We start from the raw sequence: 13,393 nt of genomic DNA on the forward strand, positions 1-13,393 counted from the left end.
GGGCAGGAGGCAGGGGGCAGAAGGAATAGAATCTTCTACTCAGCACTCAGCACTCAGCACTCCCCTAGCTGAATTTATTCAACTACTGCGGCGTGGTACGATTACCGCCAATCCTTACCCGTTGCGTTCCATTGGCATATCTAAAAAAGCCGTCACCTTAGCCACCATTTTCCAATATCGTTCGAGTCGGCGATCGCATCGTTGGCATTTTTGGTTAGATGCTGGTTCACCATTGTGGGCAAAAGGTGGTGCAGCTACTTTATTTGGTGCGCCGTTATTTTTGCGAGACAGACTAGGAAAACCTTGGACAGCAGAAGACGAAAAAATCACCGAACAAGAAAGACTACGCCGAATTTTACTAGATTTGCTCTCTCGTGTGTCTGAGAAAGTTTATTTATGTCACAGCGATTTAGCCGTCAACGGACAAGAACAACTAGGGCCATTGTTACCTTTAGTACATACTTGTATCTCCGTTGCGTTTGAACCCACTGTAACTTGAATACCCAAACTACGAAACTTTACGGAAGATTTACGTACAAATACTGAATATTTTATAAGAAATTTACATAAAACCTTTTACCTTTTTGAGTAGAATATTAAACTTTGACTGAGTTTCAGTTTTTTGATATTCCCAAACCCTTAGATATCAATCTGCAATTCTGTGACAGAGACGGCAGATAGTAGGCAGGCGTAATGACTCAGTAAAATCACGTTAGTTTAGGAAATAATTTAGGAAATAATACTGATGACCATCTCCAAAGTTTTGAGTAAGCTATCGATGACTGCCTTGAGTGCAGCATTTGTAATTATAGGTACAACTAGTAATGCTCAAGCAGCAGGGCTTTTGCTAAATGGATTTGGTGGTGATGCGGGTTTTGGGGCGTTAGCTCTTCCCAGAAATGATGATGGGTCATCAAATGAACTCAACCTACCATTTCAAATCAACTTTTTCGGCAACACTTTTAATAACTTCTACGTTAACAACAACGGGAACCTCACCTTCAGAGATCCATTAAGTCAATTTACACCCGATCCTTTTCCCATTGCCAACCAACCGATCATCGCACCATACTGGTCGGATGTTGATACTCGATGTTTAACATGCGGTGAAGTTTATGTTGCTTCGCCCAACTTAGATACAGTTGTTGTCACCTGGAACAACGTTGGTTACTTCTCTTCCAATAGCGATAGAACCAACACTTTTCAGACAGTTCTCCGCAATCGTAACGACACAGGTGTAGGAAACTTTGACATTGAATTTCGTTATAACAACTTAGAATGGACTACAGGAGATGCTAGTGGTGGTGTGAACGGTTTGGGTGGAACCCCAGCCCAAGCAGGCTTTGATGCAGGTGATAATCTTAACTTCTTAACCCTCCCTGGTTCCAGAACTGCTGATGTTCTTAACTTGCAAAACACCAGTAATCTTCCTAATCCTGTTCCAGGCCTTTGGTCTTTTGCTGTCCGTAACGGTGAACTACCGGGAGCAACTCCAGCAAATCCTTTACTACCAGTAGTAATAGATGATGCTTTTAACTTCGACTTTAACATTGCTGATCCGACTCAGCCAGTGTTTATCGATCCTCCAGTAGCTATTGGTTACGACTACATTGTTGATTTAGGTCCAAACATTACCTCTGTAATTCTACCAACTGGTATTGGTGATGACCTCTACGATTTGTATAACTTCGATACAATAGCAAATGATTTTGTTGATTCTGGCATAGATATTACAGGTGGTTTTGCCTTTGATTTTGCGCCTGGTGGTGTAGATAGATTCCGTATTTTGGGTATTGAACCCAGTGCTGGACTTGATCCTAATGACATCACTGCATTTGTTACAGGGTTAACTTTTACCAATGCTGGTCAAGTACAACTTCGTCAAATCCCAATCAGTCAAAATACCACACCTACACCAGTACCAGAACCAACTACTATCCTGGGTTCTTTTGTAGCCTTGGGATTTGGCCATAAGTTACATAAAATGCGATCGCAGTCTAAGAATAAAGCTGCATAAATAGGTAACATAGCAATCCTATTTGATTTGTGAAAATTGAGCGGCTCAGATTCCCGACTTCTTTGAGAAGTCGGGAATCTTTTTGTTCTGCCAGAAGCGGGATAGCTATTAGCGAACAGTATCAGTTTTGAGTGAAAATGCGATCGCAGGCTTTTGCTGAATATCCGTAGCGATCGCCAGAATCGTTAAAATATTCACTACAGTAAAGATGTATATCAAACCCTAGAGTTAGACACAATGGTACTATTTGGATTTGGTAAAAAAAAGCTGGCTCTTCCTACCCCTGAAGAAGCTTTGCCGGGACGAGCTAAGGAAATGCCCGTACCTGCTCATCATTATGTAAATAATAATCCCCTGAAACCACCTTTTCCTGAAGGTATGGAGAAGGTTGTGTTTGGTTTGGGTTGTTTTTGGGGTGCAGAACGTAAATTCTGGCAACTTCCCGGAGTTTATACTACTGCTGTAGGTTACGCGGCCGGGATTACACCCAACCCTACCTATGAAGAAGTGTGTACTGGCATGACTGGTCACAATGAAGTTGTGTTAGTTGTATTTGATCCTCAAGTTATTAGTTACGCCCAACTACTGAAAGTTTTTTGGGAAAGCCATAATCCCACCCAAGGTATGCGCCAAGGTAACGACACTGGTACACAATACCGTTCTGGGATTTACGTCTATTCTGCAAGCCAAAAACAGCAAGCCGAAGCATCCCGCGATGCTTATCAGCAAGCGCTAACTAACGCGCGTCATGGCGAGATTACCACAGAAATTTTAGATGCGCCGGAATTCTACTACGCTGAGGTTTATCATCAGCAGTACTTAGCCAAAAATCCTAATGGCTATTGTGGGTTAGGCGGGACAAACGTTGCTTGTCCTGTGGGTGTATTTGAGTCCCAGGTGAACTAAGAAGCAGAGGCGTAAGGGAGCGAGCATTTACCCCTGCTCCCTGCCCCGTTTCCTTTACAATATTGATTTCAGAGCCATAAATGCTTTGAGCCACAAAATCATACTAATGGGTGCGCCAATGAGAATCCCCGCGATCGCCCAACCTCGCTGATGTGCCTTAAAATGTTCGATACTGCGCCATTGTCTACTTCTCCAAGCCCATTCATTGCCTTTTGCACCCATAGCGATCGCCATACACCAACCAATTTGTGGTACAAAACAGAATAAGCCACACCATACCTGATTAGTCCACAACCAAAACCAAGGCATTAAAAAAGCACCCCAATTCCACCCCAAAACTTCCTCTGGTATGGGTTCTGTAGAATTTATTCCACAACCAGAATTATTATTAATTATCTTATTGCTTATAGGTTTGACAGCAAGACCCGATTTTAAAGTATCAAGTGCTTGGCGGGCATTACTAAAGCGTTGCTCTGGCGCAGGTTCAGTCAACTTTTGCAACCATCGCCCAAAACTGGGACTCACATTAACTCTGTCAATAAATTGCAGCCGCAAATCTTGTTGAGGTAAATCACCAGGAGGAATACCAGTTAATAAATGAATTAAAGATGCACCCAACGCATAGAGGTCAGATGCAGGAACAGCCCTACCACCAAATTGTTCCATTGGTGCATAACCATAAGTCCCAACAACAGTAAAAGTCACACCTTCTTTAGCCGCTTTATCTTGAACTGCACCGAAATCGACTAAATAAATCTGATTATCTTCACCCCAAATTAAATTACTCGGCTTGATATCTCGGTGCAACACACCAGGATTCAACTCATGCAGATATATCAGAATCTTTAAAACATCAGTAGCGATTTTCCTAGCTTGTTTTTCTGTGCATCGTTTACCAACTGCTAGTTTTTCTTTTAGCGATTCACCAGGAATATATGCTTGAACTAAGCCAAACCACAGTGTGCGGTCGTCAACACAAAAATAATCAATGTATTGGGGAATGCGGGGATGCTTTAGCTGTTTAAGAACTTGTGCTTCTCTCTCAAACAACTTCAGGTCATCCCACTGTACAGTTCCGCCAAAGGCCAAGAGTTTGACCACAACTAGTAATTCTTCCCCATCAGCAGCTTGTAAATCTTTAGCAAGCCAAGTTTGGCGAATGCCATTATTCCCAAGTTGCCGTTGAATTTGATAACGGTGGTGTAATATCTGTTCTATTTGCAGCATCTGACACCTGATGGCAGTTTACGCTAAGGTGATTCCCCTACTATTCCAGGATAGACATTACACAGAAAATTTGGGGGTAGATGTTTACCAAAAATTAAGTTAATGGGTGTAAAGAGTAAGCGTATCAGGATGTATAGAAAAGCCCTAACTTAAGTTAGGGGCTTTTACTCTTTGGAACTAATGTCCTACACCCGCCCCAAAGGGGGATTTAGGGGGATCTCAATCTAATATTGAATCAAAACTATGACTACAAATCCAGAGCCTCGCGTTGTACAAGAAATATTAAAGAATGTCCGGGCTAAAGGCAATATTACAGTCGGAGATATTAAGCAAATTTATAATCTTGTTATTAACTTAAATCATCTTCCCAAACCGACAGGATTTCCGCAAAACATACCAAGCAGCAACACAGAGAAATTTATCGGACGCGCCCAAGAGTTAGAACGCCTGCATCAACAGTTGCAGCGTAATCATGAAGTAGTAATTGCGGCGGTGGAAGGTATGGGAGGAGTGGGTAAAACAGAATTAGCGATACAGTATTCGCTGCTGCATTTACAATTACAAAATTACTCTGGCGGGATTTGTTGGCTACGAGCCAGAGATAAAGATGTGGCGCTGCAAATATTACAATTTGCGAGAGTAGATTTAGGCTTGCAACCGCCAGATGATTTGGAGTTACCGGAGCGAGTGCGTTGGTGTTGGCGACATTGGCGAGAAGGAAACACCCTCATAGTTTTGGATGATGTGAAGAATTACGGTGAGATAAAAGCTTATCTACCGCCACAACCATCTCAGTTTAAAGTAATCATTACCACACGACTCAAGTTAGATTTAGCTGGTTCTTTGTTTTTGGAAGTTTTACAAGAAAGCGATGCGCTGTTATTGCTCAATCAATTAATTGGGGAAGAAAAGGTAACGCCAGAATTAGCAACAGCAACAGAACTTTGTCAGCGTTTAGGTTATTTGCCTTTAGCGTTGCAATTGGTAGGAAGGTATGTGAAAAAGCGCAAGATAAGTTTAGCGGAGATGTTGCGACGGTTAGAAGAAAAAGGATTAGCTCATCCTTCGTTGATTGTGAAGGAAAATGACCCGACTTGGACACGAGATATTAAACGCGGTGTTGCGGCTGCGTTTGAGTTGAGTTGGCAAGAGTTAAGTGAACCTGCTCAAGAGTTAGGTTGTTTATTTAGTTTATTTGCGTTGGCTCCGATTGCTTGGGATTTGGTAGAAAATGCAGCAAAAAAACAAGATGCGGAAATTTTGAAAAATGCAAAATTTGAATTAGAAAATTTGCACTTAATTCAAGGTGAAGATAGTTATCGGTTACATCAACTGATTCAAGAATTTTTGAGAGATAAGCAAAATAACTTAGCCGTTGCTGATGAGCAAAAATATAATTACTGTGCGGCGCTGGTAAAAGTGGCGCAAGCAATTCCTGACACACCTATATTGCAAGATATTACTGCATTTACTCCTGTGATTCCCCACCTTGCGGAAGTTGCCACTGTTTATCAGACTTGGTTAACTGATAAAGATTTAACTTGGCCGTTTGTGGGCTTGAGTAGATTTTATGGAGGTCAAGGAGCTTACGCCCAAGCTTTACCTTGGCGAGAGCAATGTGTATCAGTGGCAAAAGAACGCTTGGGAGAACAACATCCTGATGTCGCCACCAGTTACAACAATTTGGCAGCACTCTACGAATCCCAAGGCAGGTACAGCGAAGCGGAGCCACTGTACCAGCAAGCTTTGCAACTTTATCAACAACTACTGGGAGAACAACATCCTGATGTCGCTACCAGTTACAATAATTTGGCTTTACTCTACGATTCTCAAGGCAGGTACAGCGAAGCCGAGCCTCTGTACCAAAAGGCTTTGCAACTAAGCCAACAACTGCTGGGAGAACAACATCCATCTGTCGCCATCAGTTACGGTAGTTTGGCTTTACTCTACGATTCTCAAGGCAGGTACAGCGAAGCCGAGCCTCTGTACCAAAAGGCTTTGCAACTAAGCCAACAACTGCTGGGAGAACAACATCCATCTGTCGCCATCAGTTACGGTAGTTTGGCTTTACTCTACGATTCTCAAGGCAGGTACAGCGAAGCCGAGCCTCTGTACCAAAAGGCTTTGCAACTAAGCCAACAACTGCTGGGAGAACAACATCCCCTTGTCGCCACCAGTTACGATAATTTGGCAGGACTCTACAAATCCCAAGGCAGGTACAGCGAAGCCGAGCCTCTGTACCAAAAGGCTTTGCAACTAAAGCAACAACTGCTGGGAGAACAACATCCTGATGTCGCCACCAGTTACAATAATTTGGCTTTACTCTACAATTCTCAAGGCAGGTACAGCGAAGCCGAGCCTCTGTACCAAAAGGCTTTGCAACTGAGAAAACAACTGCTGGGAGAACAACATCCTGATGTCGCCACCAGTTACAATAATTTGGCATTCCTCTACGAATCCCAAGGCAGGTACAGCGAAGCGGAAGCCCTTTACCAGCAGGCTTTGCAAATTGCAGAACGCAGTTTAGGAGTGAATCATCCCAACACAATTACTATTCGTGAAAATTTGGCTATTTGTCTGCGAGAATGGCACAAGTAATTCGTAATTAACAGTTATCAGTTAACAGTTAACAGTTATCAGTTGTCCGTCACTGTTGACTGATTTAATACATCGCCCTGCAATCTTAAAATATAATCTTACTTATGCCTGCTAAAGACCTCTATCACGATGCTGTTAAAAATGCTTTGATTAAAGACGGGTGGATGATCATTGCTGACCCCTACATCATAAAATATGAAGACGCTGAACTGTATGCTGACTTAGCAGCAGAAAAACCAATCGCAGCAGAACGCCAAGGGCAGAAAATTGTTGTAGAAATTAAAAGCTTTGTGGGTAAATCTCAGATGTACGACTTTCACAACGCTTTGGGACAGTACATCGTCTATCGCAACCTCATTCAAGTCAGCGCACCTGAATATAATTTGTATTTAGCAATCGATGATATTGTTTATTTCAACTTTTTCCAGCGTCCATCAATCCAACTCATTGCCAGGCAAAACAATTTGCAATTAATTATTGTAGATATTCAACAGGAGGAAATCGTGCAATGGATACATTAACCGACTATCGCAATATTATCCAAGAAATTATTAAGAAATACTACAACTTAACCAATTCTCAATCTGCTAAGACTACAGACTCTACAATTAGCGATCGCACTTCTCCTAATATAACAGATCGCCTAATTTTAGATGCAGAACGCGATCAATATTTGTGGTTGCGTTGTGGTTGGGATGGGAAAAAACGAGTACAATATATTGTTTTATATCTCCAAATCCAAAACGGTAAAATCTGGGTAGAAGAAGATAACACTGATTTAGGGATTGTTGATGATCTATTAGCAGCAGGTATCCCTAAAACTGATATTATTTTAGGCTTCCAACATCCCAGTAAACGCGCATTTACTGAATTTGCTATTGTGTAAAGCTGTCTTACCCTACAAGAGTCATTCTCAATAAATCAGCAATGCTCTCTATTTTTGCTGATTTACAAGTTTGGCTAAAAGCGCAATGATGCGGAATTGTCCCAATTTCTGCTGTGGCTTATGAGTAAAATGGTGAAAGACCTGTCAGGAAATCGTCATTTGCCGATTTTCACTGCAAAATAATTGTGATGTAAATAGCCGATGAGTTCTCCCCAACCGCCTCACAAGCCACAAACGTTACTTGGTCAACTGACTCAAGCAGTAAATACAATTCAAGCTAGGGTTGATTTTTCCAAGCTGGCGCTCAAGCCAAACGCCAAGGTACCAGAACTTTGGGTACAGGATGCAGGGGCGGATAAGGCGGAGGTCTATCCATTATTGGGCGATCGCTATATCCTAGGACGAAGTTCTAAATCTTCCGATATAGTCGTTCGCAACCCAGTGGTCAGCCAAATTCATCTCTCATTGTCACGAGATTCCACTCAAAGCAAACCTGTTTTCGTGATTAGAGATGAAAACTCGACCAACGGCATTTATCGTGGAAAACGGCGGCTCTCTTCTTTAGAATTGCGAGATGGCGACATTATTACTTTAGGGCCGCCAGAACTGGCTGCATCAGTTAGACTGCAATATGTCGATCCACCAGCATGGTATGTTAAAGCTGCAACCTGGGCAGGTTATGGTGTGGGCGGTGCTACTGCTCTGTTAGCATTGGTGATTGGTGTTGAATCGCTGAAGTTTTCCGTCAGACCTTTACCAACAGCTACTCGCGCCCCAGTCATTGTTTACGCCCGTGATGGCTCAACCCCTCTACGTGAACCACGCACAACTTCCCACGTAGACATGAAGCAGTTGCAAGAGTTTGGCCCTTATTTGGCTAACGCTGTAGTTGCTTCAGAAGATAGTCGTTACTATTGGCACGTTGGTGTAGACCCCTTGGGGATTTTGCGTGCTGTACTGATTAATACTCGGAGTGGAGATTTACAGCAAGGAGCGAGTACTGTTACTCAACAAGTCGCTCGCAGTTTATTCCGCGAATATGTTGGTTCTCAAGACTCCCTTGGGCGAAAATTGCGTGAGGCAATTGTAGCTCTCAAGCTAGAAACTTTTTACAGCAAAGATGAAATTTTGCTGATGTACTTAAATCGCGTATTTTTGGGGGGAGATACTTCAGGTTTTGAAGATGCGGCTAAGTATTACTTTGAGAAGTCAGCCAAAGAATTAACTCTCGCAGAGGCAGCAACATTAGTAGGGATTTTGCCTGCTCCCAATGCTTTCGATTTTTGTGGCGACGGCCCAAATAAACTAGAAGCCGCAGATTATCGCAATCGTGTCATTAAGCGAATGTTGGAAATGGGCAAAATTTCACAAGAAGATGCCAACCGCGGGAGACGTTCTACAGTTCAAATCAGCCCCAAAGTCTGCGAACAGCAAGCCAAAACCATTGCGCCATATTTTTACAGTTATGTTTTTCAAGAACTGGAATCAATATTGGGGGAAGGTGCAGCTAGAGAAGGGAATTACATCATTGAAACCCAGCTAGATCAATCCATTCAAGCCCAAGCTGAAGCATCATTACGAAATTCGGTTAGCACTTCTGGCTCAACCTTTCGTTTTTCCCAAGGGGCGATCGTTACCTTAGACTCTAAAACTGGTAGTATTCTAGCAATGGTAGGCGGTACTGATTATCGCAAAAGCCAGTTCAATCGTGCTTTCCAAGCCAAAAGGCAACCAGGTTCTACCTTTAAAATCTTTGCTTACGCCGCAGCTCTGCAACAGGGATTTTCACCGTACAAATCTTATTCTTGCGCCCCTTTACCTTGGCAAGGCTTTACCTATAAACCCTGCCGTTCTGGTGCAGATGTGAATATGGATATTGCCACTGGTTTAGCCCTTTCTGAAAACCCAGTCGCCCTGAGAGTTGCTCGTGAATTAGGCTTGAATAAAGTTGTCACAATGGCTCAAAATTTAGGGGTAAAGTCACAGCTTGATCCGGTTCCTGGCTTGGTATTAGGTCAAAGCGTAGTCAATGTTTTAGAAATGACAGGGGCTTTTGGTGCTATTGGTAATCAGGGTATGTGGAATCCACCCCATGCTATTAACCGAATTCTAGACAGTGGTGATTGCAAGGATCGCAATGATTTAAAAACCTGCCGTGTTATCTATTCCTTTGACCAAAACCGTGAGGCTAACAAGCGAGTTTTAACCACAGAGGTAGCTAATGAAATGACTACCTTGATGCAAGGAGTGGTCACTAGAGGTACTGGTCGTAGTGCAGCTATTGGCATGGGAGAAGCTGGTAAAACAGGGACTACTGATAAAAACGTTGACCTATGGTTTATTGGTTTTATTCCCCGCCGCCGATTAGTGACTGGTGTCTGGCTAGGAAATGATAATAATTCCCCCACTTCTGGTAGCAGCGCCCAAGCGGCTCAACTGTGGGGGAAGTATATGAGTAGAATTGCTAGGTAAGCGGTAACTATTAGTTGTTTTAGTGACCTAGTAATTTGTCTCGCAGATGTTTGATGCGATCGCGCAATTTTGCTGCTTCTTCAAATTCTAGTTGTTTTGCAGCATCTTTCATCTGTGCTTCTAGCTTGCCTATTAATTGGGGAATTTCCTCTAAAGGTAATTCATCGATATGTTCATCTACAGCTTTTAACTCTGTAGCATTTAACCTGCGAGATACGTCCAAAAACGACAAAATTGCGTTACTGGATTTTTTGACAATTGGCTGTGGTGTAATTCCATGTATTCGGTTATGTGCCATTTGAATACCACGTCTTCTGTCTGTTTCTTCAATGGCTCTAATCATGCTGCCTGTTAAATTATCAGCATATAAAATCGCTTGTCCACGGATGTGACGAGCGGCTCTACCAATAGTTTGAATTAAAGAACGTTCGGCTCGTAAGAAACCTTCTTTATCTGCATCTAAAATTGCAACTAAGGAAACTTCTGGTAAATCTAAGCCTTCCCGCAGCAAGTTCACCCCAACTAATACATCAAATTTTTCATCACGTAAATCTTGGATAATTTCGATACGCTGAATCGAATTAATCTCTGAATGCAAATATCGCACGCGAATGCTATGGTCTTGCAAATATTCAGTCAAATCTTCCGCCATGCGCTTAGTTAATGTCGTAATTAGCGTTCTTTCATGACGGTCAACTCTGTCTTTAATTTCTCCTAGTAAATCATCAATTTGTCCTTCAGTAGGACGCACAGAAATTTCTGGATCAATTACGCCAGTGGGACGAATCACTTGCTCAACTATGTGAGGTTCAGATACTTCTAATTCCCAATCTCCAGGTGTAGCTGAAACAAAAATACACTGGTTGACTTTTTGCCAAAACTCATCTGATTTTAAAGGACGATTATCTGCCGCACTGGGAAGCCGAAATCCATGTTCAATTAAAACTTTTTTCCTAGCTTGGTCGCCGTTGTACATGCCGCGAATTTGCGGTACTGTAACGTGAGATTCATCGATAACTAACAGCCAATCTTTAGGGAAATAATCAATTAAACATTCTGGTGGTTCTCCTGCTTGTCTTCCTGCTAAGTGGCGAGAATAATTTTCTACGCCGTTGCAATAACCAACCTCACGCAACATTTCTAAGTCGTAGCGTGCGCGTTGATCTATCCGTTGTGCTTCTAATAATTTACCGGCTGTTTCTAATTCTAATTTTCGCTGTTTTAATTCAAATGCAATATCTTCACAAGCTACTTCCAACCGTTCTTCTGGGGTGACAAAGTGACGCGCTGGGTAGATATTGACAGCATCTAAACTATTAATAATTTCACCTGTTACAGGGTCAATATAGCGAATCGCGTCAATTTCATCGCCAAAGAATTCGACCCGAATAATTCTATCTTCGTAGGCTGGGCCAATTTCTAAAACATCACCCCGGACACGAAAACGTCCTCGACCCATTTCTATATCGTTGCGGCTGTACTGTACAGATGCTAAATCGCGCAAAATTTCGCGTTGATTCACTTCCATCCCAATTTGTAATGGTATGGCTGCTTTTAAGTATTCGGCGGGAATTCCCAAACCGTAGATACAGCTGATAGAAGCAACGACTATGACATCACGACGTTCAAAAAGCGATCGCGTTGCTGAGTGACGCAACATATCAATTTCGTCATTAATGGAAGCCGTCTTTTCAATATAAGTATCTGTTACCGGAATATACGCTTCTGGTTGATAATAATCGTAGTAGCTGACAAAATACTCAACTGCATTCTTTGGGAAGAACTCACGTAATTCATTACAAAGTTGTGCAGCTAAGGTTTTGTTATGTGCCAAAACTAAGGTTGGTTTACCAATTTTTTCAATTACTGCTGCTACTGTAAAGGTTTTGCCGGTTCCTGTAGCTCCCAGTAAGGTTTGGTAACGATTACCCGATTGGATACTGGAAACAAGTTGTGCGATCGCTTGTGGTTGATCGCCTGTAGGTGTAAAGGGAGCTTGAAGACAAAATTCTGTCATACAGTTCTGCTAGTAATACCCTATCTCATGGTAACGATACCGCAATTTACCTGTTGAGTTTGGGGAAGTAAATGAATATACCGCAATATTACTTTACAAATATTGAGACTTTTAATTTACTTATATGTATGTTTTAAAGATAATTATACTTATACAAGGTTTTTTAAGGGTAAACTTTGATAAATAGGAAAAAATTTCATTCTTCCTTAAATATTGTAAAGTTCAGTTAATAAACTCAGAGGTCTTAGTTTATGAGTATTAGTAGCACTGGCAAAGCAGTCAGTCCTCGTCAACGAAGTGCGAAGCTAAAAGGGGAAACAACGGTGGAAGTTGAAAATAATCAAGGTCAAGCTGTGAATAAAGATAAAATTGCTCAAGATACTGATAAATCTGAGAAGCCTGGAACACTTGCCGTTGCTGGAGTACGTCCTATTGCTGGTAGTGATTTGCAAGTTGCTGAAACAGTCTCGATTGCTGGCTTGCGTCCCATCTCAGCTAGTAATTTAGAAATAGTAGGGACAATCGACGTGATGGGTATTCGTCCCATTGGAGCCAACACTATTCAAGTTTTTGACAGTATTAACCTCTCTGGTATGCGTCCAATTGCTTCAAGTGGATTGGTAATTTCTAGCAGCTATTCTGTAATGGGTAATCGCCCAGTAGCATCAAATATTATTGATGATTCTGAAATTCTTATGGGTTTTATTGACTAGACCAAAAAAATCATCCTCAATATTTTTATAAACCCGATTTCTTTAAGAACCCGGGTTTTTTAATTATATCATTAGAATTTAAATCTTTTATTTCTGATTCAAAATTTTGATTTGAATAATTATAAATTTAACTTCATTTAAAACCTTGAAAAAAGCTGATTAGTTTGTTCTTATTAAGGGAATATCTCTCTTTTTACAGAGACAACTAATATATCCTGTGGTGGAAGGCTAGAGCAAAAATATTAAGTTAACTTGTGAGAGTAAGCACAAGAATTTCAAAGTTAATGAACAGCTTTGAAACTTAATTTATATAAAATTAGGAGACTATCATGAGCATAGAAGATCGCGCAAAAGCTACTGCAAAAAATATTGAAGGTAAAGCTCAAGAAGCAATGGGTAATGTGACTGGAGACCCAGAAGATAAAACTGAAGGTAAAGCCAAACAAGCTGAAAGTGAAGTACGTCAAGGCATTGAAGATGTCAAAGATTCAGTCAAGAGAAAGCTTGACTAGAATTAATTGGGTTTGGGAATCATTAAAGAGATAGAATCTGAATAA

10 protein-coding genes and 1 pseudogene are annotated in these 13,393 nt (G+C 41.6%); 9 read left to right on the forward strand and 2 right to left on the reverse strand.

Features of this window, described 5'->3' with window-relative positions:
* The 3 genes and pseudogenes from IQ259_RS19725 to msrA form a co-directional block, all read left to right on the forward strand.
* A pseudogene (locus tag IQ259_RS19725) lies at positions 1-499 on the forward strand (recombinase family protein); the annotation flags it as partial.
* 246 nt (positions 500-745) lie between these two features.
* A complete protein-coding gene (locus IQ259_RS19730; RefSeq protein ID WP_193887699.1) occupies positions 746-2,017 on the forward strand; it encodes a PEP-CTERM sorting domain-containing protein in 1,272 nt (423 codons plus the stop codon).
* 237 nt (positions 2,018-2,254) lie between these two features.
* Positions 2,255-2,923, forward strand: coding sequence for a peptide-methionine (S)-S-oxide reductase MsrA (gene msrA, locus IQ259_RS19735; RefSeq protein WP_193887700.1), 669 nt, complete (start codon positions 2,255-2,257; stop codon positions 2,921-2,923).
* A 54-nt stretch (positions 2,924-2,977) separates the two neighbouring features.
* Here the strand turns inward: msrA and IQ259_RS19740 are convergent, their stop codons facing one another.
* Complete coding sequence (locus tag IQ259_RS19740) at positions 2,978-4,150, reverse strand: serine/threonine-protein kinase (protein WP_193887701.1); 1,173 nt, start codon at positions 4,148-4,150, stop codon at positions 2,978-2,980.
* Positions 4,151-4,393: 243 nt separating this feature from the next.
* Here IQ259_RS19740 and IQ259_RS19745 point away from each other — a divergent pair, with 243 nt between their 5' ends.
* From IQ259_RS19745 to IQ259_RS19760, 4 genes are all read left to right on the forward strand, one after another.
* Positions 4,394-6,748, forward strand: a complete 2,355-nt coding sequence (locus IQ259_RS19745) for a tetratricopeptide repeat protein (RefSeq protein ID WP_193887702.1) — start codon at positions 4,394-4,396, stop codon at positions 6,746-6,748.
* A gap of 104 nt (positions 6,749-6,852) precedes the next feature.
* Entirely contained in the window at positions 6,853-7,269 is a 417-nt protein-coding gene (locus tag IQ259_RS19750; RefSeq protein WP_193887703.1) for a XisH family protein, read from the forward strand.
* The gene (locus tag IQ259_RS19755; RefSeq protein ID WP_193887704.1) at positions 7,257-7,634 is read left to right on the forward strand and encodes a XisI protein; all 378 of its coding nucleotides are present in this window, start codon (positions 7,257-7,259) and stop codon (positions 7,632-7,634) included. The genes IQ259_RS19750 and IQ259_RS19755 overlap by 13 nt, the downstream gene beginning before the upstream one ends.
* Positions 7,635-7,835: 201 nt before the next feature.
* The gene (locus tag IQ259_RS19760; protein WP_193887705.1) at positions 7,836-10,106 is read left to right on the forward strand and encodes a transglycosylase domain-containing protein; all 2,271 of its coding nucleotides are present in this window, start codon (positions 7,836-7,838) and stop codon (positions 10,104-10,106) included.
* A gap of 19 nt (positions 10,107-10,125) precedes the next feature.
* Here the strand turns inward: IQ259_RS19760 and uvrB are convergent, their stop codons facing one another.
* Positions 10,126-12,123, reverse strand: a complete 1,998-nt coding sequence (gene uvrB / locus IQ259_RS19765; protein WP_193887706.1) for an excinuclease ABC subunit UvrB — start codon at positions 12,121-12,123, stop codon at positions 10,126-10,128.
* Between the two features lie 251 nt (positions 12,124-12,374).
* On the opposite strand from uvrB, the gene IQ259_RS19770 reads away from it, so the two are divergent.
* Both IQ259_RS19770 and IQ259_RS19775 read left to right on the forward strand, forming a co-directional pair.
* The gene (locus IQ259_RS19770; RefSeq protein WP_193887707.1) at positions 12,375-12,836 is read left to right on the forward strand and encodes a hypothetical protein; all 462 of its coding nucleotides are present in this window, start codon (positions 12,375-12,377) and stop codon (positions 12,834-12,836) included.
* 329 nt (positions 12,837-13,165) lie between these two features.
* Positions 13,166-13,348: a CsbD family protein gene (locus IQ259_RS19775; RefSeq protein WP_193887708.1), complete on the forward strand. Its 183-nt coding sequence runs from the start codon at positions 13,166-13,168 to the stop codon at positions 13,346-13,348.
* The last annotated feature ends 45 nt before the right edge of the window (positions 13,349-13,393 follow it).

The sequence above is a fragment of the Fortiea sp. LEGE XX443 genome (genome assembly GCF_015206815.1).
GTDB lineage: Bacteria > Cyanobacteriota > Cyanobacteriia > Cyanobacteriales > Nostocaceae > Nostoc_B.